The 25,481-nt window shown below is 45.4% G+C and carries 28 protein-coding genes; all 28 read right to left on the bottom strand.

Annotated features, from left to right (window positions below; translation table 11 throughout):
- Positions 1–7: 7 nt before the first annotated feature.
- A complete protein-coding gene (gene spo0A, locus CHH91_RS06080; RefSeq protein WP_095222569.1) occupies positions 8–796 on the bottom strand; it encodes a sporulation transcription factor Spo0A in 789 nt (262 codons plus the stop codon).
- Between the two features lie 241 nt (positions 797–1,037).
- A complete protein-coding gene (gene spoIVB, locus CHH91_RS06075; protein WP_095222568.1) occupies positions 1,038–2,303 on the bottom strand; it encodes a SpoIVB peptidase in 1,266 nt (421 codons plus the stop codon).
- A gap of 158 nt (positions 2,304–2,461) precedes the next feature.
- The gene (gene recN, locus CHH91_RS06070) at positions 2,462–4,186 is read right to left on the bottom strand and encodes a DNA repair protein RecN (protein ID WP_095222567.1); all 1,725 of its coding nucleotides are present in this window, start codon (positions 4,184–4,186) and stop codon (positions 2,462–2,464) included.
- 24 nt (positions 4,187–4,210) lie between these two features.
- Positions 4,211–4,660, bottom strand: a complete 450-nt coding sequence (ahrC, locus tag CHH91_RS06065) for a transcriptional regulator AhrC/ArgR (RefSeq protein ID WP_038561172.1) — start codon at positions 4,658–4,660, stop codon at positions 4,211–4,213.
- Positions 4,653–5,510 carry a TlyA family RNA methyltransferase gene (locus tag CHH91_RS06060; RefSeq protein ID WP_095222566.1) on the bottom strand — a complete coding sequence of 286 codons (858 nt, stop codon included), beginning with the start codon at positions 5,508–5,510 and terminating at the stop codon, positions 4,653–4,655. Before CHH91_RS06060 ends, ahrC begins: the two co-directional genes overlap by 8 nt.
- A 4-nt stretch (positions 5,511–5,514) precedes the next feature.
- Positions 5,515–7,410, bottom strand: coding sequence for a 1-deoxy-D-xylulose-5-phosphate synthase (dxs, locus tag CHH91_RS06055; protein ID WP_095222565.1), 1,896 nt, complete (start codon positions 7,408–7,410; stop codon positions 5,515–5,517).
- Positions 7,411–7,698: 288 nt separating this feature from the next.
- Complete coding sequence (locus CHH91_RS06050; protein ID WP_286160705.1) at positions 7,699–8,586, bottom strand: polyprenyl synthetase family protein; 888 nt, start codon at positions 8,584–8,586, stop codon at positions 7,699–7,701.
- Positions 8,587–8,820: an exodeoxyribonuclease VII small subunit gene (locus tag CHH91_RS06045; protein ID WP_038561183.1), complete on the bottom strand. Its 234-nt coding sequence runs from the start codon at positions 8,818–8,820 to the stop codon at positions 8,587–8,589. It lies immediately after the preceding gene.
- Positions 8,813–10,159 (bottom strand): exodeoxyribonuclease VII large subunit, encoded by a 1,347-nt coding sequence (gene xseA / locus CHH91_RS06040; protein WP_095222564.1) that lies wholly within the window; start codon positions 10,157–10,159, stop codon positions 8,813–8,815. Before xseA ends, CHH91_RS06045 begins: the two co-directional genes overlap by 8 nt.
- A 14-nt stretch (positions 10,160–10,173) precedes the next feature.
- Positions 10,174–11,034: a bifunctional methylenetetrahydrofolate dehydrogenase/methenyltetrahydrofolate cyclohydrolase FolD gene (gene folD / locus CHH91_RS06035; RefSeq protein WP_095222563.1), complete on the bottom strand. Its 861-nt coding sequence runs from the start codon at positions 11,032–11,034 to the stop codon at positions 10,174–10,176.
- A gap of 14 nt (positions 11,035–11,048) precedes the next feature.
- On the bottom strand, positions 11,049–11,432 hold the full coding sequence (nusB, locus tag CHH91_RS06030) for a transcription antitermination factor NusB (protein WP_095222562.1): 384 nt from the start codon (positions 11,430–11,432) through the stop codon (positions 11,049–11,051).
- 123 nt (positions 11,433–11,555) lie between these two features.
- Positions 11,556–11,945, bottom strand: coding sequence for an Asp23/Gls24 family envelope stress response protein (locus CHH91_RS06025; protein WP_176465695.1), 390 nt, complete (start codon positions 11,943–11,945; stop codon positions 11,556–11,558).
- A gap of 23 nt (positions 11,946–11,968) precedes the next feature.
- On the bottom strand, positions 11,969–13,318 hold the full coding sequence (accC, locus tag CHH91_RS06020; RefSeq protein WP_095222561.1) for an acetyl-CoA carboxylase biotin carboxylase subunit: 1,350 nt from the start codon (positions 13,316–13,318) through the stop codon (positions 11,969–11,971).
- 14 nt (positions 13,319–13,332) lie between these two features.
- Positions 13,333–13,809: an acetyl-CoA carboxylase biotin carboxyl carrier protein gene (gene accB, locus CHH91_RS06015; protein WP_095222560.1), complete on the bottom strand. Its 477-nt coding sequence runs from the start codon at positions 13,807–13,809 to the stop codon at positions 13,333–13,335.
- Positions 13,810–13,920: 111 nt separating this feature from the next.
- A complete protein-coding gene (locus CHH91_RS06010) occupies positions 13,921–15,747 on the bottom strand; it encodes an ABC transporter ATP-binding protein (RefSeq protein ID WP_095222559.1) in 1,827 nt (608 codons plus the stop codon).
- The gene (locus CHH91_RS06005) at positions 15,741–17,444 is read right to left on the bottom strand and encodes an ABC transporter ATP-binding protein (RefSeq protein ID WP_095222558.1); all 1,704 of its coding nucleotides are present in this window, start codon (positions 17,442–17,444) and stop codon (positions 15,741–15,743) included. Before CHH91_RS06005 ends, CHH91_RS06010 begins: the two co-directional genes overlap by 7 nt.
- Before the next feature lie 130 nt (positions 17,445–17,574).
- Positions 17,575–18,138 (bottom strand): SpoIIIAH-like family protein, encoded by a 564-nt coding sequence (locus tag CHH91_RS06000; protein ID WP_095222557.1) that lies wholly within the window; start codon positions 18,136–18,138, stop codon positions 17,575–17,577.
- Between the two features lie 12 nt (positions 18,139–18,150).
- A complete protein-coding gene (gene spoIIIAG, locus CHH91_RS05995) occupies positions 18,151–18,795 on the bottom strand; it encodes a stage III sporulation protein AG (protein ID WP_095222556.1) in 645 nt (214 codons plus the stop codon).
- The gene (gene spoIIIAF, locus CHH91_RS05990) at positions 18,792–19,412 is read right to left on the bottom strand and encodes a stage III sporulation protein AF (protein ID WP_095222555.1); all 621 of its coding nucleotides are present in this window, start codon (positions 19,410–19,412) and stop codon (positions 18,792–18,794) included. The genes spoIIIAG and spoIIIAF overlap by 4 nt, the downstream gene beginning before the upstream one ends.
- An 11-nt stretch (positions 19,413–19,423) precedes the next feature.
- Entirely contained in the window at positions 19,424–20,599 is a 1,176-nt protein-coding gene (gene spoIIIAE, locus CHH91_RS05985; RefSeq protein ID WP_286160704.1) for a stage III sporulation protein AE, read from the bottom strand.
- A 13-nt stretch (positions 20,600–20,612) separates the two neighbouring features.
- Positions 20,613–21,011 carry a stage III sporulation protein AD gene (gene spoIIIAD, locus CHH91_RS05980; RefSeq protein WP_245609722.1) on the bottom strand — a complete coding sequence of 133 codons (399 nt, stop codon included), beginning with the start codon at positions 21,009–21,011 and terminating at the stop codon, positions 20,613–20,615.
- A gap of 4 nt (positions 21,012–21,015) precedes the next feature.
- Positions 21,016–21,222, bottom strand: a complete 207-nt coding sequence (gene spoIIIAC / locus CHH91_RS05975; RefSeq protein WP_038561221.1) for a stage III sporulation protein AC — start codon at positions 21,220–21,222, stop codon at positions 21,016–21,018.
- Positions 21,223–21,245: 23 nt separating this feature from the next.
- A complete protein-coding gene (gene spoIIIAB / locus CHH91_RS05970; RefSeq protein ID WP_095222553.1) occupies positions 21,246–21,758 on the bottom strand; it encodes a stage III sporulation protein SpoIIIAB in 513 nt (170 codons plus the stop codon).
- Complete coding sequence (spoIIIAA, locus tag CHH91_RS05965; RefSeq protein WP_095222552.1) at positions 21,755–22,669, bottom strand: stage III sporulation protein AA; 915 nt, start codon at positions 22,667–22,669, stop codon at positions 21,755–21,757. The genes spoIIIAB and spoIIIAA overlap by 4 nt, the downstream gene beginning before the upstream one ends.
- Before the next feature lie 120 nt (positions 22,670–22,789).
- On the bottom strand, positions 22,790–23,347 hold the full coding sequence (efp, locus tag CHH91_RS05960) for an elongation factor P (protein WP_095222551.1): 558 nt from the start codon (positions 23,345–23,347) through the stop codon (positions 22,790–22,792).
- 26 nt (positions 23,348–23,373) lie between these two features.
- On the bottom strand, positions 23,374–24,435 hold the full coding sequence (locus CHH91_RS05955; RefSeq protein ID WP_095222550.1) for a M24 family metallopeptidase: 1,062 nt from the start codon (positions 24,433–24,435) through the stop codon (positions 23,374–23,376).
- An 18-nt stretch (positions 24,436–24,453) separates the two neighbouring features.
- Positions 24,454–24,882, bottom strand: coding sequence for a type II 3-dehydroquinate dehydratase (gene aroQ, locus CHH91_RS05950; protein ID WP_095222549.1), 429 nt, complete (start codon positions 24,880–24,882; stop codon positions 24,454–24,456).
- A gap of 84 nt (positions 24,883–24,966) precedes the next feature.
- Positions 24,967–25,443: a YqhR family membrane protein gene (locus CHH91_RS05945; protein WP_176465694.1), complete on the bottom strand. Its 477-nt coding sequence runs from the start codon at positions 25,441–25,443 to the stop codon at positions 24,967–24,969.
- Positions 25,444–25,481 lie beyond the last annotated feature (38 nt).

The following is a 25,481-nucleotide window of genomic DNA, read 5'->3' as shown; positions in this document are numbered from 1 at the left end:
TTCAGCTTCAACTGGCACGGTGCTCAAGCCGCAGACGATCTGCTACCATTGCAATGAATTCAGAATTCGTCGGCTTTGCTTTTGAGATGCTGACAGTGTATCCGAACAGGGAGGAGATGGAATCCATGTTTCCGCGGTTCCAGGCTACTTCGATAGCATGGCGGATTGCTCTTTCCACTCGGGAAGCTGTTGTATTATATGTTTTGGCAATGTCCGGATAAAGAACCTTCGTAATCGAACCGAGCAAGTCAATATCATTATAGACCATTGTGATTGCTTCACGCAGGTACATATAACCCTTGATGTGTGCCGGCACACCGATTTCATGGATGATATTGGTGATGCTTGCTTCCAAATTCGGTTTTTTATCACGTTTTTTCTCTTTTGTGACACGAATCGGACTTGAATCATAACTTCCGCCATTTCCGCTTACCTGACGGATCTGTGCTGCCAGGTTCTCAAGATCGAAGGGCTTAAGGATGAAATAAGCAGCACCGAGATCCACTGCCTTCTTTGTCACTTCTTCTTGACCGAAAGCCGTTAGCATGATCACATGCGGCATCGGTGCGGATGTTCTTTCCCTCAATGTACGAAGAACAGCCAGTCCATCGACATGCGGCATGATGATGTCGAGTACGACGACATCAGGCTGGATATCTTCCAGCATATCTAAACAATCTTTTCCATTATAAGCTGTTCCAATTACCTCTATATCGGATTGGTCTTCAAAGTATTCCTCCATAAGCTGCACAAGCTCTCGATTGTCATCGACCAAAACTGCTTTTATCTTATCCATTCCCAGCTTCCTCCCTTAATATCCCTTATGATTCCACGTTATAGTTTCGACACATCAAGGTCAATTCCTGCCAAATTGAAAAAAACCTCACTTTTATTTCCAAAGTATGAAATACCGTCCATCATTCGACAGCATACGACGCAGAGTGTTCCGAACAGGTGTTTCTTGTCTTTACAGTATACCGTATGACTTGAAAAAGAAAAAGACAATCCTATTCGAAAACGAACAGGAATTGCCTTTTTCAGCTTGCTTTTTTATCGCTTTTGTAAATGTCGATACCTGCTTCCTGCAGCATCCATTCAATATGGACACCATAACCGGACGTCGGATCATTAACGAATACGTGCGTAACTGCTCCAATAAGCTTACCATCCTGAATGATTGGGCTTCCACTCATCCCTTGCACGATTCCACCTGTTTTAGCAAGCAGACGTTTGTCTGTAACTTTGATGATCATTCCTTTTGTTGCAGGATGATCCTGGGGTACGCTATTGACAATTTCCACGTCGAATTCTTCAATCTTCTCGCCATCGACTACAGTCCGGATAACTGCTGGTCCTTTCTTTACGTCCTCGCTTAAAGCAATTGGCAGTGCTTTTTCCTCTTCATTTTGACGCATATCACTTTCCAATTTGCCGAAAATACCAAAAGGGCTATTCTTCGTGATGGTTCCGATATAATTGCGGTTCATGCTGAATTCAGCGAGTTTTTCCCCAGGTTTGCCATTGTTTCCTTTTTGAATGCTTGTTACATTAGATCTGACGATTGTACCGTCATGAATCTCAATAGGCTTTTGTGTATCCATATCCGATATGACATGGCCTAATGCACCATAGTTCTTCGATGCAGGATCATAGAAGGTCATTGTACCAATACCGGCTGCTGAATCACGGATATAGAGACCCATTCGGTACTGTTTATCCTTATCATCCAGCGCGGGATTAAGCTCAGTAGTCAAAACTTGGCTGCCGCGTTTCACTTCAATGCTGACAGGCTTACCTTCTTTACCAGCTTTTTCGATCAGCGGAGCAACTTCTTCCATCCTGTGGATTTCCTTCTCATCGATCTTCAACAGAATATCCCCAGTATAGATAGCCGCATCTTCTCCAGGAGATACACTTGCTTCGGCGGTTCTTACTTGGTGGTGACCGACTACAAGAACACCTAATGTATGAAGCTTGACTCCTACTGAATGTCCTCCAGGTACAATGCGGATATCTGACAATACATCAACAGATACCTTTTTTACAGGTATACTTCCTACCGTGTAAACGAGATCTTGTTTGCCTGTTGACTGGCCCTTAAAGGCATCTTGATCGATGGCTTCTATAGCCTTACCGTCACCAAAGGCTGGAAGAACATCAGAAGGATCGTTATTTGAAAACAAAGTCATTGTTTTGGGTATGCTCAAAAAGGACTGTACTGGCTTTGTCAATGGTGCGGCTAATACTAGAGCCAGCAGACAAAGACCAATGGCGATGCGCAGTGCTGCTACCTTATTCTTCATTTTCTCATCTCCTAGAAGTCCTACCCCACAGCAGTTCATACTTGTTTATGTACTTCTAGTTTGACTTTTACAGAGGCTTTTTAAACCCAGAAAACATCAGAAAAAGCGCCTATCTTTTCCTTTATTTAAAACGAAAAATCCTGCCATGTATGGCAGGATTATGATTGTTTGTATTCGCCGGCAAGCGTTATCAGTTCTCTTGCATGCTCTTTGGTCTTTTCTGTAAGTACTGTTCCGGTCATCATTCGGCTGATTTCTTCGACTGCAGTGTCTTGACCGAGCTCAGTCACTGACGTATGCGTGCTGTTGTTTTCTACATGCTTTTCAATTAATAAATGCGTATCCGCCATGGAAGCTACCTGCGGCAAATGCGTGATACACAATACCTGTGAACCAACAGAGATACCGTAAATCTTCTCCCCTATCGCTTGGGCAACACGGCCGCTGACACCTGTATCCACTTCATCAAAAATGACACTCGTCACACCTTGATGTCTGGAGAAAATACGCTTCAGAGCTAGCATGATACGGGATAATTCCCCGCCTGAAGCTACTTTGTGCAGCTCCTTCAAAGGTTCTCCCGGGTTGGTAGAGATATGGAATGTAATCGCGTCAAAGCCATCTGCTGTCAATTGGACAGGCATGCCATTCAATTCTGGATCACCAGACCTACCAGCCTTTAACTGTACGTCGACATGGAAACGCGCTTTCTCTAAATACAAATCCTTCAGCTCATCATGAATTGCGTCTGTTAACTGGACAGCTGCTTGTACACGCAGGTCATGAAGCTGTTTTGCTTCTAGCATTGTGTCTTCACCAAGATCGGCAATCTGCTGCTCCAGCTGATGAATGTGGGAGTCACGATTTTGAATCTGATCGATTTCATCCTCGATACTTGCTGCGTATTCCAGGATTTCTTCGACGGATTGTCCATATTTCTTTTTCAATCGGTTTATTTCATTCAAGCGCATTTCAATTTCATTCAAGCGTTCCGGGTTGTAAGAGAGCGAATCAAGCTGACTGCTCAGCTGGAATGTGAGATCCTCCATCAGATAATATTGTTCACTGATCATCTGATGATGCTTCTGGATATCTTCATCATAAGAACTAGCTGATTCAAGACTAGCCAAAGCATGCCCAACCCAGTCCAAACCCTTTTGCTCTCCGTATAGCGCATTATATGCATCATGAAGGGCTTGATAAATACGTTCATAATTCATCAGCTTTGTACGCTCTTCCGTAAGCTGTTCATCCTCACCAGGCTGAAGCTCTGCTTCTTTCAATTCATTGTATTGAAATTTCAGCAGATCAAGACGCTGGGCCATTTCCTGTTCGTTCGTATTCCATTCTTTATAACGTTTTTTCAATTTTTGAAGTTCTTTGAATTGAAGCGTATAGGCTTCCTTTGCCTTGCCGATTGCTTCTGCATCATATAAATCCAAAAGCTCGATATGCTTTTCAGCATCCATCAAGGATTGGGTTTCGTGCTGCGTATGGATATCGATCAATAATTTGCCGAATTCACGCAATATAGCCAAAGTCACCAGCTTGCCATTTACACGGCAAATACTTTTTCCGCTTGTCGTCATTGTACGTTCCATCACAACCATTCCATCATCAATATCCACACCAAATTGGGCACCTACCGCATAAATAGGGTGATCGGGTGAGTCAATGATAAAAAGACCTTCCAGCTCTGCTTTTTTCTGGCCGTGGCGGATGAATTCAACCGATCCTCTTCCGCCGCTAAGCAGCTGGACTGCATCAATGACAATAGACTTACCTGCTCCCGTTTCTCCAGTCAGCACAGTAAGCCCTTCTTTAAAATGTATCCGTATATGGTCAATAATTGCAAAATCCTTAATCGAAAGTTCTGTAAGCATGGTATCCCCTCATTTCACTTCCGTTTACAGCATGGCCAGCAGTTTGTCTTTCACAAATTCTGTATCAGCTTCTGTACGGCAAATGATCAGAATCGTGTCATCCCCGCTGATCGTACCGAGAATCTCATCCCAATCCAGATTATCCAAAAGAACTGCAAGTGCATTCCCATTACCAGGAAGTGTTTTAAGTACAATAAAATGACTTGTCGTATCGATACTTACAAAAGCATCCATGATAAGCCGCTTGAGTTTTTCAAGCGGATTGAACCGATTGTCAGCAGGCAAGCTGTATTTGTAAGCTCCCTCGAAGGTTGGAACTTTGACAAGGTGCAGTTCCTTGATATCTCGGGACACAGTAGCCTGCGTCACATTGAAACCTAAATCCTTCAGATGGTCAACCAGCTCGTCCTGTGTTTCAATATCGTTGTTTGTGATCAACTCGCGAATTTTGATATGTCGTTGAATTTTACTCATTGTCTTCCTCCATCGCTTCCTCCGACACGCCTTTCTTCGCGGATAGTTGCTGATGCGCATCGTCGACGACTGCTCTAATTGCCTCTGTATCAGGGAATTCACCTGCAGTATCCTTTTCCAAAGCTAAGTGAGCCAGGAATTCGATATTGCCGTCCCCGCCAGTTATTGGTGAAAAAGTCAGTCCTTCATACTGAAAACCGAGCGATTCACTGAATTTCAATGTATCCTCCAGTACTTCCAAATGCACTTTCCGATCTCGTACGATTCCTTTTCTGCCTACTTGCTCACGACCTGCTTCGAACTGTGGCTTAATCAACGCGACAACATCGCTGCCGGGCGCTAGAATACCCTTCAATGCAGGCAAAATCAATCGCAGGGAAATGAAAGAAACATCAATTGACGCGAAATTCGGCAGTCCTTCTGTCAGCATATCTAGTGTGACATAACGGAAATTCGTTCTCTCCATTACTACGACACGCGGATCATTCCGCAGCTTCCAGTCAAGCTGATTATAACCGACATCAATCGCATAGCTGCGCGCAGCACCGCGCTGCAAAGCACAATCAGTGAAACCGCCCGTCGAGGAACCGATATCAACCATTGTCCGGCCTTCGACGCTGATTGCGAAATAATCCAAAGCCTTCTCGAGTTTCAATCCGCCTCGTCCTACATACGGAATCACTTTGCCTTTGACAGTTAAGTCAGCTGATTCATCAACTTTCATACCAGGTTTATCAAGACGGTCCTGGCCAGAATATACTAGTCCAGCCATGATCGTCCTTTTTGCTTTTTCTCTAGTTTCAATAAGTCCTCTCTCCACGAGGAGAACATCCAATCTCACTTTTGCCATTCACTCAAGCCCTTTGCTCTTCATTCATTCTTACAATTTTACGGAGTCTGTCGATTGCATTTTCCTTCGTTAATCCGACTTCCTCCATTTGTTCTGGAACACTGCCATGTTCAACAAAGTAGTCAGGTATACCCATTCGTCTGACAGAAGAAGCATTGTAGCCATTCTCCTCAGCAAATTCCATCACACCACTGCCAAAACCGCCTTTAAGTGCAGCTTCTTCCACAGTCAGGATTGGTAAATCCGAAGAGAAAATCTCATGAAGCATTGCCTCGTCCATCGGTTTGATAAAACGGGCGTTCACGACGCGTACAGAAATACCATCAGCGGCGAGTGATTCACTTGCCTCCATTGCCAGTGGTATCGTTGTCCCAAATGTGAGGATAACAGCATCCGTTCCTTCTCTTAGCACTTCCCAGCTTCCGATAGCCAATGCATGAGTTGTGTCATCTACTGGAACACCAAGTGCATTTCCGCGTGGGTAGCGCAAGGCTATCGGCCCTTCTTCATGTACCAAAGCAGTATGGACCATATGCTGTGCTTCATTCTCATCTTTAGGCATCATAATGGTGAAGTTCGGCATTGCTCGCAGGAACGATATGTCGTATACCCCCTGATGCGTCTCCCCATCCGCTCCAACAAAACCAGCACGGTCGATTCCGACAAAAACATTCAGGTTTTGTCTTGCAATGTCATGAAGCAGTTGGTCATATGCCCGCTGCAGGAAAGTGGAGTAAATGGCAAGGAAAGGTTTTACACCTTGTGCCGCCATTCCAGCTGCCATTGTTGTGGCATGCTGCTCCGCTATTCCGACATCAAAAAGACGATCCGGCATTTCTTTTTTGAAGTTTTCCAGTTTGGAACCGAGAATCATGGCCGGAGTAATGACTGCAATCCTTTTATCCTTACGTGCTTTCTCAAGGACGGCTTCACTAATCACTTTACTCCAAGCAGGAGCTGTAGCAGAGCTTTTGATTTTTTCACCGGATTCAATCTTGTATGGGCCGACTCCATGCCAATTATCTGTTTTATCACTTTCAGCAGGATGATACCCTTTCCCTTTTTGGGTAACAACATGGATGATTTTCGGACCTTTTGTTTTCTTGGCGTAATTTATCGCTTCTTCAAGGTCTTGGAAGTTATGGCCATCAACAGGTCCGAAATAGGTGAATCCCAGTTCCTCGAAAAACATGCCGGGAACCATGAAATACTTCATGCTATCTTTCATCCGTTCTGCAGCATTAGCCAGCTTGCCGCCCACAGCAGGAATCTTTTTAAGCAGCGTTTCCATTTCATCCTTCGCCCGCTTGTACTTCCCTGCACTGCGCATTCTGCCGAGAACATGATGCAGTGCACCAACGTTATTCGCGATAGACATTTCGTTATCATTAAGGATGACAGTAATGTTCTTTTTTTCATCACCTATATTGTTCAGCGCTTCCAATGCCATTCCGCCTGTGAGAGCACCATCTCCAATAACCGGTACAACCTCATAATCCTCATCCATCATATCCCTTGCTGCAGCCATACCCATTGCAGCAGAAAGGGATGTAGAGCTATGTCCTGTCTCCCATACATCGTGCTCACTCTCGATCCGTTTCGGGAAGCCGCACATGCCTTTATATTGGCGTAGTGTTTCAAAGTCAGCTGTTCTGCCGGTCAGTATCTTGTGAATGTATGCTTGATGCCCTACATCCCAGATAAATTTATCCTGCGGACTGTTGAATGCTTTATGCAGAGCTAGTGTGAGTTCCACGACACCAAGATTCGCACCTAGATGTCCCCCTGTGACGGACAGCTTCTCAATCAGAAATGTCCGGATGGTAGCTGCAAGTTCTTTTAGCTCCTCATTTGACATTTCCTTCAAGAATGCCGGGTTCTTAATTGCTGTTAAATCCATATAACCTTCCCCTTTTGTCACCGGCTTGATCAGCCTGACAGCATAGTATGAATAGGTACATTTCTGTGCCGGACGAAGAAATCAATCCTGTAGGTTTATACCCTGTTTCTATCTCCCCTACATCAATATCAGACATTTTCTGCACTTCGGCCGTGCAGGAGCCTATTTAAAAAGAGCCGCTAGCACATATGTGATAACGGCGTTTTCTATGTTCGTACGTATCAGTTCTGTCCTATATTCCTAGTAGCAATATATCACAGTTGGCTAGTAGCTTACAATCAATAACAGTCAGCTCGTCCTTCTGCTTAGATATACGGTAAGCTCATGCAATCTGGAATCCTTGATATCTGCTTGCTCCAGACACTGGTGAGCCAAGCTGACATATTTGTCCATCTGAGCCTTTGCTCCGTCAAGTCCTAGCAGCTTTGGATACGTGCTCTTCTTATTCCCTTCGTCACTGCCGACTGGTTTTCCGAGGACGGATGCGTCTCCTGTAACATCCAAAATGTCATCCTGCACCTGGAAAATAAGGCCGATATAGGTACCGAACTGTTTCATCAGCTCAAGTTTTTCCGGTTTTACCCCGGCTAAATAGGCTCCGGCAACAATAGCATATGTTAATAACTTACCCGTTTTTAAATTATGTATTTGCTCTAATTCAAGAAGCGTACTTTCTTTATCTTCCGCTTCCATATCCAATGCTTGTCCAGCAATCATGCCAGTTGGCCCAGCAGCTTCGGATAAATAAGACATCAGGTATACCTTTTCCTCTGGCTGTAACCCTGCAGCTTCCCCGATGACAGAAAAACTTCTTGTAAGAAGTGCATCACCTGCAAGAATCGCTGTTGCTTCCCCAAATTTCTTATGGTTCGTAAGCTGTCCGCGTCGGTAATCATCGTCATCCATTGCAGGCAGATCATCATGGATCAACGAGTAGGTGTGCACCATTTCAAGTGCAGCAGCGGCTGGAAGGACTTTATCGCCATGTCCGCCGAAGGATTCAAATGCTGCTCGCATAAGAATCGGACGCAGCCGCTTGCCTCCAGCCCGCATGCTATATAAAACAGATTGCGCTAGAGAGTCTGGCAGCATGTTATCTTTTTCGAGCAAGTTCATCATGTACTCGTTTAAGTGGTGCTGCTCTGCTTTCAAATAATCCTGCAACGATTCATTCACTTATTCTTCCTCCTGTACAGTGAATGGCTCGGTTTCGCCGGCATTATTCACGATTTCCACCATCTGCTTCTCGACTTGTTCGAGCTTATCGCCACAAATTTTGGAAAGCTTCATACCTTCCTGGTAATAGCCGATCGCCTGTTCAAGCGGGACATCCCCCTGCTCCAGCTTGCTCACGATTTCCTCCAACTGCTGCATTGCTTCTTCAAAGCTCTGTTTTTTCTCCTCAGCCATTTGTATCCTCCTTCACTTCCTTGACGATACAATCTATTGTGCCGTCCTCCACATGGATTTGCACATCATCGCCTTTAGTAACCTGATTCACGCTCTTTAGAAGGGTATCTTGTTTATACGAGATACTATATCCTCGCTTCATCGTTTCCAATGGGTTCAATAAAGAAAGCTTATTGATCTGATGCAGAAACTTCTGTTGTTCGCTTTCATGCCTTTTTCCCATCGCTTGCTTCAGCCTGGCTTGCAGGGCAGTAAGCTGCTGTCCGTAGTTCTGCGCCTGTTTTCCTGGATGAACAAGTGAAAGCCTATTAACCAAAGTGGTAAATTGCTGCTGTCGTGCTGATACCGCAGTCGTAGCTGCTCTGCTTAGACGATCGGAAAGCTTGTCCAGCTCTATCTCCTTCTGCCTGAGAAGCTGCTCTGGATAGCGGAATGCATAGGAACCTCGAAGTTTTGCCAATCTGTTTGCTTCTTGGGTGTAGCCTTGACGGACAACATAATGCATCCTGTTTGAGAGCTGTGCTAAGCGGTGCAGCAATTCTTCTCGGGCTGGCACAGCCAATTCAGCTGCACCGGTCGGGGTAGCTGCTCTGACATCGGCAACGAAATCACTGATGGTAAAGTCCGTTTCATGTCCGACTGCGGAAATTATCGGAATACTCACCCGGTGGATAGCGCGTGCGACGATTTCCTCATTAAAGCTCCAAAGTTCTTCGATTGAGCCGCCGCCTCTTCCGATGATCAGCACGTCAAAGTCATGCTCTTCTGCATAAGAGAGAGCTTGTACAAGCGACGTAGCTGATCGATCACCTTGTACCGATACAGGGAGAACCGTCACTTTAACAATTGGATACCGCCTTTTGATGGTCGTCAAAATATCCCTTACGGCAGCACCGGTCGGGGAAGTAATGACTCCAATATGTTCCGGATAAGCTGGGAGCGGTTTCTTGTGAGCAGCAGAAAATAAACCTTCTCTTTCCAGCTTCTCTTTCAGCTGTTCATAAGCTTGATACAGCGCTCCCACTCCATCTGGCTCCATATGCTGAATATAAAGCTGATATTGGCCCTGCGGCTCATATAAGCCAATTTCTCCGCGGATCAAAACGGTCATTCCGTTTTCGGGAACAAATTTCATTCCTTTGTTCTGACTTGCAAACATGACAGATTGTATCCGTGCTCCATCATCCTTCAATGTCATATACATATGACCGCGACTGTGGTGCTTGAAGTTTGATATTTCAGCTCTTAGCCAAATATCCTTCAAATGTTTGTCCGTTTCCAGCTTCCGCTTCATATAGCGGGTCAGGGCAGTCACGGTCAAATAACGGTCATCACTCATACTTTACCTGCTCCTTACACTACCGCTGCGGCTTGGCGCCTTGCTGCTTTAATTGTATTAAGCATCAGCATCGTGATCGTCATTGGACCTACACCGCCCGGCACTGGTGTAATGATAGAGGCAACTTCCTTCGCATGTTCGAAATCGACATCTCCTGTCAGCTTGCCTGCTGCATTCCTGTTCACACCTACATCGATGACGATGGCGCCTTCTTTGATATCTTCTGCTTTGATCATATGCTCACGTCCTACTGCCACAACAAGGATATCTGCTTGTTTTGTAAAGCTTCTAAGATCCGGTGTGCGTGAATGCGTATGAATAACTGTAGCATGCTCATTCAAAAGCAGCTGCCCAATAGGCTTGCCGACAATATTGCTTCTGCCGACGATGACAGCAGTTTTACCTGCAATCTCAACATCCTTCGACTTCAGCATTTGGATGATTCCGTATGGTGTACATGGATAGTATGTATCTTCTCCAAGCATCATTTTGCCAACATTGGCAGGATGGAAGCCATCTACATCTTTTTCTGGATCAATGCTGTCGATAACTGCTTGTTCGTCGATATGTGCCGGAAGAGGCAATTGGACTAGAATGCCGTTCACATTCGTATCCAAATTCAAACGCTGAATAAGATCCAGCAGCTCCGTCTGCGTTGTAGAACTTGGCAGTTCAATCAAATCAGAACTGATACCGATTTCGGCTGATGCTTTTTCTTTCCCTTTTACATAAGATCTGGAGGCAGGATCGTCTCCAACTAAGACAACGGTCAGATGAGGCAGAATATCTTGTTCTTTCAGTGCTGCTGCTTCTTGTTTCAGTTCTCCCCGAATCGTTGCTGCAAGTTCTTTTCCATAGATTAATTCTGCTGTCATGCTCATCCGCTCCCTTATTTTTTGATTATTCTAGATAGTACGCCGTTAACGAATTTGCCCGATTTCTCATCTCCGAATAGATTCGAAATCTCGATCGCTTCATTGATGACTACGCCTTGTGGTACATCTGAATGATGCAGAAGCTCATATACTGCGATACGCAATGCTGTCTTTTCCACACTCGCTAGCCGATCGAATGACCAATTCTCTAAATGCTCGGCAATTTTTGCATCGATTTCAGCTTTATGCTCGATTACGCCATTAATAAGACTGGCCAAAAAAGCATTCTGCAAAGGCTCTCCTAATACATTTTCCACAGCCTCTTCTGGCTGAATATCGTTCATGTCCATCTGGAAGAGGACTTGGAAGGCAGTTTCCCGTGCCGTACGTCGTTTCATATTCTATCTCCTTTTAACTCATCTCATCAAATCATAACATGATATATAGGCTTAAATCTATCTTTGAACAAAAGAAAAGACCTCAGGGCCGAACCAGCCAAGGTCTTTTCCAGCGAAAACAGTCTATTCGACAGTGTCCGCTTTTTGATCGAGTTGTATACCTACTATATGGACATTGATCTCTTTGGTCGCAAGTGCCGTCATCGTCTGCAGCGCCTGACGGATATGCTGCTGAATGTCTTTGGCTACCTCGGGCATCCTGCAATCGGCACTAACCGTAATAAAGACGTCGATTGCCACTCCTTGTTCCGTGAGTTCAACCTTGATACCTTTACCATGTGCCTTCTTGCCGAGCTTTTCCGCCACACCAGTGGCAAAGCCGCCCCTCATTGCCATAACGCCCTTCACTTCACTTGCTGCAATTCCGGCAATCACCTCAATCACAGCAGGTGAAAGCATGACGTTGCCAAGTGCTCCCTTATGACCGATTGATACGAAGGATTGCTCCTGCAAAGATCTCACATCCTTTAGGTTATTTACTCCATGATTGTGTAATTTTCCAGGAAGTTCGTGTTGAAATCCCCTTCTACAAACACCGGGTGCTCCATCATACGAGAATGGAACGGAATCGTCGTATGCACACCTTCGACAGCAAATTCACTCAAAGCGCGCTTCATTCTGGAAACTGCTTCTTCACGTGTTTTGCCGAACGTGATCAGCTTCGCCACCATACTGTCATAGAATGGCGGAATAGAATAGCCCTGATAAGCTGCTCCGTCCACACGTACACCGAAACCGCCTGGTGCAAGGTAAAGATCGATTTTACCTGGTGAAGGCATGAAGTTCTTGAATGGATTCTCTGCGTTGATACGGCACTCGATAGCCCATCCGTTGAATGTGATATCTTCCTGCGCATAACGTAATGGCTCATTGTTGGCAATATGAATCTGTTCCTTGATAAGATCCACGCCTGTCACAAGCTCAGTCACGGGATGCTCCACTTGAATACGTGTATTCATTTCCATGAAATAGAATGTATGATCTTTACGATCAAAAATGAATTCAATTGTACCAGCACCAGAATAATCAACCGCAAGGGCTGCTTTCACTGCTGCTTCACCCATTTTCGCTCGGATTTCCGGTGAAACTGCTGGAGAAGGAGATTCTTCGATCAGCTTCTGCATACGACGCTGTACCGTACAATCACGTTCCCCAAGATGGATAGCATTGCCATGGTTATCCGCAAGCACCTGGATTTCCACATGACGGAAATCTTCTATGTACTTCTCTAAGTAGACACCAGGGTTGCCGAAAGCTGTAGCTGCTTCCTGCTGCGTAACACTGATTCCTTTTACAAGTTCTTCTTCCGTACGAGCGATTCGGATACCTTTACCGCCTCCGCCAGCTGTCGCTTTGATGATGACTGGATAGCCAATCTGTTCTGCGACTTGCTTGCCTTCTTCTGCGTCTGCAACGATACCGTTTGAACCGGGCACTACTGGAACACCAGCTTCCCGCATCGTTTCACGAGCAACGTCCTTTGTTCCCATCTTGTTGATGGCATACGCACTAGGACCAACGAATGTAATGTTGCATTCGGCACATAGCTCTGCAAAATCTGGGTTCTCTGCTAAAAATCCATATCCAGGATGGATTGCATCGACACCAGTCAGCGTCGCTACGCTAATGATATTCGAGAAATTCAAGTAACTTTCTTTACTTGCTGCCGGACCGACACAATACGCTTCATCCGCCAGCTGTACATGTAATGCTTCTCTGTCTGCTTCCGAATAGATTGCGACCGTTTCTATATCCATCTCTTTGCAGGCACGGATAATCCGGACAGCAATCTCACCTCGGTTGGCAATCAATAATTTCTTAATCACAACGAGTCAACCCCTTAGTTAGCCTTCACTCTAAACAGAGGTTGTCCATATTCAACAAGCTCTCCGTTTTCCACTAGTACTTCTACGATTTCACCTGATACGTCTGCAGTGATTTCATTGAATAGTTTCATCGCTTCCACGATACATACAACTGTGTCTTTCTCCACTCGCTCACCGACGCTTACGAAAACATCAGAATCAGGATTTGGTTTGCTGTAGAAAGTACCGACCATCAATGATGTGATTTCGTAATCATAATTCTTTGCAGCTGCTTCTGGAGCTTGCGCTGCTGGCTCAGGCTGCGCAGCAGATGCTGGTGCCTGCGGAGCACTTACGGCCGGCTGAACTGGCGCTGGTGCCGCTGCAACTTGTACAACTTCTTTGTTTTTTCGAAGGGAGACTTTTTCCCCTTCAGTTTCATAATCGAATTCATCTATTGAAGATTGGTCAATTAAGGTAATAAGTTCTTTCAATTCTTCTAATTTAAGCATATTGGCACTCCTTTACAATGGTCCTGCAAAATGGTTCCTACAGATTTAATCACTAACATATTTTACGCAAACGTTAAAAAAATCGCAACACCTACGATTAATCGGGGAGTATCAGCTGCTCGAAGCATGCTGTGTTTTCTCATTCTGCAGTGCAGAATAGAAGCCTTTTTGCTCCATCAGCTCATGATGGCTCCCTTGTTCTTTAATTTCTCCATCCTGCAGCACAAATATCTTGTCGGCCTGTTCGATTGTATTAAGTCGATGCGCCACTACAATACTTGTACGCCCCTCCATCAACACTTTCATCGCTTGCTGGATCCTGAGTTCTGTAATCGTATCAATACTGGATGTTGCTTCATCCAGCAAGAGGATATCCGGATCCTTCAATAACGCTTTGGCAATGGACAGCAGCTGACGCTGCCCGTGACTAAGACCGCCGCCATCCTGCCCCACTACCGTTTCATATCCTTCCGGAAGTCTGGTAATGAACCGGTGAGCATTGGCTGCTTTGGCTGCTTCTATCACTTGATCATCTGTAGCATCCAATTTACCATAGCGGATATTCTCAAGGATAGTACCTTTGAACAAGAAATCCTGCTGCAAGACAACTCCGATTCGATTACGGTAGCTGCCAAAATCCAGCTCAGGAAGCGGGTTATCATCTATTGTTACCTGCCCTTGATCAGGCTGATAAAAACCAGCAATCAAGTTCATGATCGTTGTTTTCCCAGATCCGGTTGGGCCGACGAATGCTGCCATTTGCCCCGACTGAACAGAGAAATTGATATCCTTCAAGGCAGGTTCTCCTTCATACGTGAATGTCACATTCTCGAAGCGTATGTCTCCTCGAAGTTTAGATACTGTTTGTTTCGCCGTTTCTTCGTGTTCTTCCTGCTCGTCCAAAATCCCAAAAACCCTTTCTGCACCGGCAAGAGCCGAGAACAAGGAATTAAATTGGTTCGCCAAGTCATTCAACGGCCGAGTGAATTGCCTTGAGTATTCCAGGAAGATGACAATCGTCCCTACAGTTATACCCGCACGTCCATACCCAATAAGGAGAGCACCAGCGCCGGCAATGACCGCAAAACTAATGTTATTCAGCATATTCATCCACTTAGGAATGAAGCCGGAAAAAGTTTGAGCCCAGAATCCCGCATGCTGCAGTTGTTCTGTTTTATTGCGAAAAATATCCGTCACTTTGCTCTCTTGAGCATATGCTTTAATGACTGCCTGGCCGGATATACTTTCTTCTGCAAAACCGTTCACACTGCTGACAGCTTGCTGCTGTGTTCTGAAAGCATGCCGGGTTCGGTTAGTGATCCATTTGATGCCGATGAACATGATGGGTACAACGAGCAGCGTGATGATCGTAAGTACTGGGCTGAGCATGACCATGACAACCAGTATACCGATAAAGGTAATGATACTGGATACGATCTGAACCATCGACGTATTGAGCGTCGTCGAAATATTATCCACATCATTCGTCATCCGGCTCATAAGCTCTCCGTGCTGCCGCTTATCAAAGAAAGCAAGCTTCAATTTCTGCAGATGGACAAAAAGATCCTTCCTGATCGAGTACACAGCTGTTTGCGAGATGGTGATCATCCAGTAGCCTTGCAAAAATGTCATGACAGCAACAGTGAAATAAATCAGCAGCAGCCAGCTCAATTGCTGCAGAAGATATACTGCCGTATAATCCCCACTTACAAATCTGTCAACGATATGTCCCAGAATGACAGGACCAGCCAACGCCAGAATAGAGCTTACAATAATCATACCGAGTGTACTGAAAAGCAGACGTCTCTCGTGAAGCATGTATTGCCAAATTCTTAGCAAAGTATCTTTAGGATTTTCTACTTTTGCTTTCTGTTTACGAGCGTTTGCATTATATGCCGGCCGTTTATATCTGAACGCTTCCGATAACTTTTTCATAATGCCGCCTCCCTCTGCTGGGAAGCCCGAATCTCACGGAACAGCTCTGACTGCTCCAAAAGCTCATCTGCTGTGCCATATGCAGTTCGCTTTCCATCTTCTACGATTAATATCCGATCACACTGCATCGCTGTACTAAGCTTTTGTGTGACAAGTACCGTCGTACATTGGTAGCGCTTGAGCACCTCCAATAGTTTGCGTTCTGTCTGCAAATCCAGAGCGCTTGTACTATCATCCAATAGAAGAAGTGACGGCTGTAACAGCAATGCTCTCGCAATCGTAAGCCGCTGTTTTTGTCCGCCCGAAAGGTTGATTCCATTTTGCCCGAGTCTTGTATCAAGCTTATCTGGAAATTTGTTAATCGTGTCATAAATTTGCGCATCCTTTGCAGCACGTATAATTGCTTCATCGCTTGCATCAGGTACTCCCCAGGCGATATTCTCCCGGATTGTACCAGAAAATAATTGCACATCCTGGGAAACGAAACCGACTTGTCGGCGAAAAGATCTGCTGTCCAAGTTAGATAAAGGTGTATCATCTGCCAATACTCTTCCGTTGTCAGGTTCGTATAATCCAATCATAAGATGCAATAAAGTTGATTTGCCGGAGCCTGTTTCCCCTAATATAGCGACACGTTCACCAGGATTGATTTTCATCGTGAAATCTTCAATGACCGGTACTTTACCATTTGGATATCTGTAGCTCACCTGCTCTAAGTCTATCTTTCCGCGATAAGTTTCAGATGTCGTCTCTCCATCATCTGAAGGAGGATCCAATTCCAGTATCGCAGCAATTCGTGTGCTGGATGCTTTTGCCCGTGCATAAAACGTAATCAGCATGCCGACAACACTCAATGCCCCTGTAATCCTTGTTGCATAGTTAACGATTGCAACTATATCGCCGACATTCGTTTGCTGCTGTATGCCGCCAATAAATAAAATGGCCAAAATACCGATATTCATCACCAAAGTGAGCAAAGGTACCGACAATTCCGTATAACGAAATGCTTTCAGCATATTCTGACGCAGCTCATTGCTAGCCTGCTCAAAGCGATTTTGTTCATGCTCCTCTCGGGCAAAAATCCTGATAAGCCGGAGCCCGACAAGGTTTTCACGCATCACATGATTAACTTTATCCACACCGCGCTGCACAGTCCCGAAATAACGGATGCTCCGTTTCATGATGAAACGCAGAAAAATCAGCAGAATAGGAATGACAATCAGTAGTATAAGTGCAATCCTGGCATTCACTATAAATGCCATAACGGTTCCTCCGATAATCAGGAAAGGAGCCCTGATCATGAAACGGAAGAACATGACAATAGTAAGCTGAATTTGGTTGACATCATTTGTCAGTCTGGTTAAGAGTGTACTGGTGCCAAAATGCTGGATATCCTGAAGCTCCGCCTGCTGGACCTTTTCATACATCTGATCCCGCAGCTCTTTTCCAACACTTTGACCAAGATGATCGGCAAAGAAAATATTGATGATTCCAGCTCCGAATCCTATAATTGCAATGGCCACCATTCCCAGGCCCAGCTCGATTACAAGTCCATTATTGCCAGCGGCAATGCCGTCATCAATGAGCTTTTGCAAAAGAAATGGCTGCACAAGTTCAACGGAAAGCTCCATCATGATAAAAACCAATGAAGTTACGATTATGAGCCAATAAGGTTTAAGATAACTGAATACTGTCTTCACTGCTTACGCCTTCTCCCTGCTTATGTATAGCCTGCTGCTAATCATACCCTAGCATACCACCACTCTAAACAAAATCGTACTAAACACCCTCCTATAGAAAAGGGAGCATTCATGGAATGCTCCTCCCTGGTTATTTCTGCGGAATGTATTTTACATCCACGTTGGCTCCTGCGAATTCATCTGCAGCCATCTGCATGATGCTATTGGCTTCTTGTGCTGTCATTTTGTCGGCTTTTACGGTAACCTGTACATGTCCATCTTCTGCCCGGACAAGCACTTCCTCATAGCCTTTCTCTGCAATGATTGATTCTTCCAGGATGGACTCTTTCGATGCGAATTGCTCCATCAGTTCGATTTGGCTGACTGCTTCATTCTTTTCTTCTGTGCTTGTGGAAGAGCTGGCAACAATTTCTTCAAGTCTCGTTTTTGCTTCGCTTCGCTGATCCATTGTCTGCATCCGGATGCTGGCAAATAGTTCATCTACATTAGCCGGTTCAGTCGTTACATCGGCTTCTCCTTCTTCTTTGGAACCAGTTTCCCCAGAGTCGCCGGCTGTTGTGCTCGTCCCACTTTCATCCGCTTTATCATTTATAAAAGCCAGTTCGTCCCCATTCGGAGAAGTCATATAATAGACACTCAATACGATCAGCAAGCTCAGCATCGTCAATAGCCATACTGTTTGTTTCTTCAACATCCCAATTCCCCCTTAATTTTTCGGCATGACCGAAATTCGATGTGTCGGTACATCCAGCACTCGTGATACAGCTTCCACAACCCATTCCTGAACTGTTGCTTGTTCTGTCCCCTTTGCAACAACAAGCACCCCTCTCACTTCTGGCTTTCTTGTTTCAACCAGCAGCGGCACTTCTTGATCTCCTTGTCTGACGAGCACTACCTGCTGTTCCTCATTTTCATCCTCCACTACCCGTTCGCCGCCGTTTTGGTCGGTTTCTTCGGATGTCTGCTGGCCGATGATCAGATTCTTTTCATAAATCTTCTGATGGGTGCTGTTCAGATTGACCATTACTTCCACTTCGGAAACACCTTTGATTTTTTCCAGCAGGCCGACCAGGTCTTGCTCGTACGCTGCTTCCAAATCTGTAGTCGAAGCCGAAGAAGCGTCGTTTTCTTTCTTTGCGAAAGTCTCTTCTGTTTCTGCTGCTGTTTCATTTTGAATCTGCTTGGTGTTTTGTCCATCTGGCTCCTTCTGTCCCGTGAATAAGCCGCTTACGAGTAAAAGCAAAGCACCTAGCAGTCCGACAATGACCAAATATCCAAGCTTTGTCGGTTTCTTATTCTGGGAATCTTTCAGCTTCCACTGTTCGGAAAGCTTGTCTAGTAATTTCTTCATCCTGTCCCCCCTTTTTGGGTGACCTCAAGCGGCAGATCTTCAAGCTCCCAGATTTCGGCCAGATGGGATTTCACTCTCTCCATGTCCTCGGTCTGTTCATTTGCTTCGATAGGACGGGAACTGTCGATGACGACGTCGCTGATTTCTCCTTCCGGTAATCCCTGGTCGGTATTCTGCACCGTTACTTGGATGGAATCGATTGCTTCGGTCGTTTCCTCATCCTCTCCCTCCTTAAAGGCCACTGCGATGTCTGTAATTTGCATATGAAACTTCTCTTGCAGCGTTGGATTTGCTTGGTCCTTCAATTGGACAGCCATCTGTTCCTCAATATATGCGCGCTGTACGGAATCTATTTCACTTTTCTTCTCTTCTATTGAATTTTCTATCGAGGGGGCGTCTGTCAAAGCAGCAAAGCCTTCCATTGCTTCTTGCACCGCTCTCGTTGAATCTACCTGGAATAATGCGAAAACTGGTTTAAGGAATAGCAGGAGCAGCATGAGCCCCATGACCAGCTTGACGTATTTGCGGATATCGGTATCTGGTAAAACCATATCCAGTACAAAAGCGAGAAGGATGAACAGAATGATCTGCATCACCCATGATTGCAAGGCTTCCAAGTGACCAGCTCCTATCTCAGCATTAATGTGACATTGCTCGAAGCCACAATGATGACAATGGCAATGAAGAACATGAACGCGACTACGAGCAGACAAGCGAATATATAAAGGATATATTTACTCATCACTTGCATTGATTTGATGATCGGACCGTCACCTAGCGGCTGCAGCAAGGCTGCGGCAATTTTGTAGATAAGTGCGATAGCGAGAATCTTGATTGCCGGAAACAACGAGATTGCCAAAACGATCAGCACCCCGACAATCCCGATTGCGTTCTTCAGAAGCAGTGAAGCACTAAGCACAGTATCAGTAGCATCGGTGAACATACGGCCAATGACAGGTATGAAGTTTCCGGTAACGAATTTGGCTGTCTTCATCGCTACACCGTCCTGTACCGCTGTAACGGCACCCTGGACGGAGATGACACCAAGAAAGACAGAAAAGAAAATACCCAACAGCCATAGTCCGATGTTTTTCAATAAATCGGCAAGCTGGGTTACTGGATACTCTTTGTTGATTGTACTGACTAGATGCAAGAGAGCACTCATGAGGAATAATGGGATGATTATCTTTGCGATCAATAGCCCGCTGGCGTGGATAAGGAAAACAATGATAGGATGAAAGAAAGCGACGGCAGATAAACTTCCAAACGAAGCCATCAATCCAAGCAGCAGCGGAATCAAAGCCAGCATGAAATCACTCATACCATTGATAGCTTCCATTGCGTAATTCACGGACAAACGGAAGCTGTTCAAAAGAAGTGTCAGAAGGACCATACATACGATCAGATAAGCGACTTTGCTGATTGAACCTTTATTGAATGCGGTTTGGATTGTCTGTAGGATGCTGCTGAATAAAGTTAAAAGAATCAAGATACCAAGCAGCTTTCCATTGAGCAGCAGCTCATACAGCAGATATTCAAAAAGCCCCTTCAACCATGATTGGATGGAGATATCTCCTTGCTGCTTGATAAAATCAACGAAAGAGCCTTTCTCCAGTTCCGGTATAAACTGGCCGTACTTGTCTGATAAAAGCTCCCAATAACCCGTGAGTTCTTCAGTCGGCAGACTGTCGAATGCTGTGATCGCCGCCTCCTGTTCTTCTCCTTGGCCTGTCTCAGCAAAAGCAGCTGATGGAAGTGCAAGAACACCAAACAAAGCAAAAAGAAATACCAAGCAGCGTTTCAACGTATCCAGCTCCTTATCCGCCCGGCATGAAACTCATGATTGTCTCGATGACCGCTGTCAGAATCGGTATGGCCACCGTTATGATAATGATTTTTCCGGCAAGCTCTATTTTTGCAGCAATTGCTGATAATCCGGCATCTCGTGTTAGATGCGCACCGAATTCCGTGATATAAGCAATGCCGATGATTTTCAAGATCGTTTTGATATAAAGACCTTCCACATTTGCCCGTTCACCCAGCTGTTCAATCAGAAGCAGAATGCCAGTAATCTTCTGCAGGATGAACAGGAAAATGATTATTCCCGTCACCACGACAACAAAAAATGCAATCGATGAATTTTGTTCTTTTACAATCAAGGCAAGCAAACTTGCTACAATGCCAATGGATACGATTATAATGATATCCATCTTAATCGCCTCATCCCTGGAATAAAAACACCGACTTGATCTGCTGGAACAGTTCCGATAATTTGCCCAAGACGATGAGCAGTACCAGGATGAAACCCATCAGTGTCGTGAATTGTGCAATCTCTTCCTTTCCCATTTGCTTCAGTACAGTATGAATGATTGCGACAATCATCCCGATACCTGCGATTTGAAATAGAATCATTGCTTCTCCGAGCATAGCGGACTCCTTTCCTACCTCGTTCAGATAAGCAGTAGTACGATCAGCAAACCTGTCAGGAATCCAAGGTTACGGATCATTTTTCCATAACGCTGACTCGCTTCTTCTGATTCCTCCAGCTCCCGTTCCAGGTGGGTTCTGGCCAGCTGGATATGCTTTTGCTGCTGTTCAAAGTCGTGCTGGCCAAGTGTACGGCCGAATTGCAGCCAAACATCCTTTTCAGCGGGTTTCAGTGCTGTTGTGCCTATCCAAGCCTCTGTCGTCTCTTCCCAGCAGTCATACAGGCCTGCAGGATGCAGCTGCAGCTTATCAGATAAAGAGCGAAAAAACGATGCGGCAGGCTGTGGAACCTGTTTGGCCAGATTTTCGCTTGTTTCAATAATGCTTGTCTGACTGTAGAGTATTTCTGCCTCCATCACCTGCAGACTGCTGATCAGCTGGCGGATTTGCTTTGGTCGCTGCTGCAGTTTGCGGGACAGCTCGAAACCTACCCAAGTTGCGGCAATAAGCACAAGTATTGCTCCTATCCACTTCATACGTTTGCACCTGCCGGACTAGCTGTTTCCAGCAAAGCTTGTACTACGCCAGGAGACATGCCCTTTTTCAAAATGACGATGCGTTCGAATACTTTCTGTTCGAATAAGGGCTTTAAAGAAGGACGTTGTCGGATGGAATCCAAGCTGTCACCGTGAACACTGCATACGATCCTCACACCTGCATGCAAGGCTTCCTGCAATGCCTGGACATCCCGCTCGCTTCCAATCTCGTCCGCCACTATTACATCAGGGGACATCGATCGGATCAGCATCATTAAACCCTCTGCTTTCGGACAGGCATCCATGATATCCGTCCTTTTTCCAAGATCATGCTGCGGTATGCCATTGATGCTTCCTCCAATTTCAGAGCGTTCGTCAACCACTGCAGTCTTCAACGCCGGATATTGCTGCCAGCCTGTAGATAAAGAACGGACTATATCACGAAGAATGGTCGTTTTACCAGACTTCGGCGGTCCTATGATAAGCGTATGGCGACAAGTGCCGTCAGGCTTGTACAAGGAAGACATGATTTTTCCCGCTGCTCCCGGCCTTGCTTTGGCAATTCTTATATTGAAGGAGGATATATGCTTAAGAGCTTTTACGACACCGCCCTCTGTATTGACCTGCCCGCTCAATCCGACGCGATGCCCTCCTGCAATGGTGATATAACCTTCCCGCAATTCATTTTCAAGTGCATATAAAGAAAAATCACTCAATTGATTCAGCATGAACCGAGCATCTGCAGCCTCCATTAGCGAAGCTTCAATCCATTCAGTTCCGTCATCGAAGCACAACTCAAGCTGCTGATTCGTCCGGCAGCGAATTTCCTGCAGCTTGTCCCATCGTCTCCCTACTTTTTCTGACAAGAGAGCTTGTAAAGGCGGTCGAAACAATTTCTGGATTTCCTTCATTCTGCTCACCTCTAACTTCGATTGGACACGTTGTCCATACTGTAATGTATGTGCCTCTGAATGGTTTATGCCACAAAAAAAGAGCCCCTTCCCATGTTGGGAAGAGGCCCTCTCGCTGTCTTATGCACGTGAAACGTATTTTCCATCTGATGTGTTGATGATAAGTACATCGCCTTCGTTGATGAAGAAAGGTACTTGCACACTCAAACCAGTTTCTACGATAGCTGGTTTCGTACCGCCGCTTGCAGTATCACCTTTGATACCTGGTTCTGTTTCTACAACTTTCAATTCTACGTTATTCGGAAGGTCTACACCAAGTGTTTCACCACCGAAAGTCATAACACTGATTTCCATGTTCTCTTTCAGGAATTTCAGCTCATATTCGATCTGCGCTGTGGAAAGTTCCAGCTGATCGTATGTGTCGGTGTCCATGAAAGTATGTGTTTCACCAGAAGCATAAAGATATTGCATCTTTTTATGTTCGATATGTGCACGAGATACTTTCTCTCCAGCACGGAATGTTTTTTCCTGGATGTTACCATTACGCAAATTACGCAGTTTAGAACGTACGAATGCCGCACCCTTACCTGGTTTTACGTGCTGGAAATCGATAACCTGCCACAGGCCATTATCTACTTCGATTGTTAGGCCCGTACGAAAATCGTTTACTGAAATCATTGTTTTCCTCCTTCGAAAAACGGCTGTTACAAAGTAATTAAATCTTTAGTGGAGAACGTCAGGCGTTCACTGCCATCAGCTGTCAGCACGAGATCATCCTCAATTCGGCATCCGCCTACTTCCGGTATGTAGATCCCCGGCTCTACTGTAACAACCATTCCCGGCTTCAATACCGTATCGGAACGGAAGGATAGAGCAGGCGATTCGTGTACATCCATACCAAGCCCATGTCCGGTTGAATGTCCGAAGTACTGACCGTAGCCTTTTTCGGAGATATAGTCTCGTGTGAGCGCATCGGCTTCTTTACCAGTAATACCCGGTTTCACGCCTGCTACTCCTCGAAGATTCGCCTCTAGTACTATATCATAAATTTCACGTAATTTGTCACTTATCTCACCTACTGCAAAAGTTCGGGTGATATCCGAGCAATATCCATTGTAGAGGGCACCGTAATCCAGCGTGACCAATTCGCCCTTTTGAATCTCCTTATCTGATGCTACACCATGCGGCAATGCGGAACGGTATCCGGAAGCGACGATCGTATCGAAACTGGATTGTGTCGCGCCCTGCTTGCGCATAAAGAACTCAAGCTCATTGGAAACTTCGATTTCCTTCATGCCTGGCTTCACGAAAGTAAGGATATGTGTATATGCTGCATCGGCAATCTCTGCAGCGGTCTTCATGATAGCAAGCTCTGCCTCTGATTTGATCAGACGCAGCTCCTCAATCAAGCCTGATGCAGGAATGAGGTCTGCATGTACAGCATTCTGAAACTGCTGGTACAGTGCGAAAGTAACATCTTCATGCTCAAATCCTGCTTGCTGAGCACCTTCTTTAAGAAGCTGTGCAGCAGCTTCCTGAATGATGGACTGTTTATGCTCGATGATTTCAAAATCAGGAGCTTGTTCTGTTGCCTGCTCAATATAACGGAAATCAGTGAGGAACAGCTGCTTCGATTTAGTGATGATGAGAAGACCTGCACTTCCGGTAAAGCCTGATATGTATCGGCGGTTCTGTGCACTCGTTACGATGAATGCGTCCAAGTTCTTCTTTTCCATTAAGGCACGTAATTTCTCTAATTTCTCCATCTGTTTCTTCCTCTCCCTTTATTTCTCCAGCAGCGCTAAAGCCGCATATCGGTATCCTTTAATACCTAAACCGACGATCTGACCCTTACACACGGATGCCAGCATCGAATGATGACGGAATTCCTCCCGCGTATGGATATTCGATATATGCACTTCCAGTACCGGAATCGGGACACTCGCAATTGCATCCCTGATAGCGATGCTAGTGTGCGTATAGGCCGCGGCATTCAGGATAATTCCGCTGCAAGTACGGCCAGCCTCCTGAATCTTGTCGACCATCGCACCTTCGTGATTCGACTGAAAGTCCTCCAGTTCATATCCAAAGCTGTCTGTCACTTTTTTAACTTCCGCAACTACGTCAGACAGCGTATGACTTCCATAAATACCAGGTTCCCTCGTTCCGAGCAAATTTAAATTCGGTCCATTGATCAACATTAAGCGATTCACGTTCTTCATCCTTTGGTTACATTATTTTAACTTTCACATAGTGTAACATAAGACGAAGGCTTTGTGATTGAAAATTCGAAATGCTTAATTTTCCTGGTATGCTTCACTTTGCTGGTATTCGAAGCTGATGCTGTATCCGATAAATACAGCATAAAGCAAATACAAGCACATTGTCGTGATATTTGCATTCCGATCTGATTGGAGTGCACTATCCACGCCATGGATAATCGGGGCCAGCACCAACTGGACAAGAACCCAGAGCACCACACCGAAAATTAAGCTGGGGATGATTCCTTGCTGTTTTTTCAAGAACAGGAAATACAAGTAGGCAACCAAGATGGATAGAATACCGACTATGAAAATGCTGATCAGCTCAGCTACCCAAGTGTCAGCCCAAGGCATCCAAACCCATGAACGGAGGACGAAATCCGCCACAGACAAGTCGGTAAAATGAAAGAAGTATGCTGCCCATGCGATGGCTGACCAAAGCACGCCGCCGACGAATCCGGTAGCGACGGCACTTCTATTAAAACGTGATGCGGTTTTGCGGTTTTGCTGCATAAAATTCACCTCAATACGTAGCATGCCTTAACCAAACG

Source organism: Virgibacillus sp. 7505, from assembly GCF_002272135.1.
Lineage (GTDB): Bacteria > Bacillota > Bacilli > Bacillales > Amphibacillaceae > Terribacillus.
Note: the sequence above shows the minus strand (reverse complement) of the source record. Positions and strands in the feature narration are given on the sequence as shown.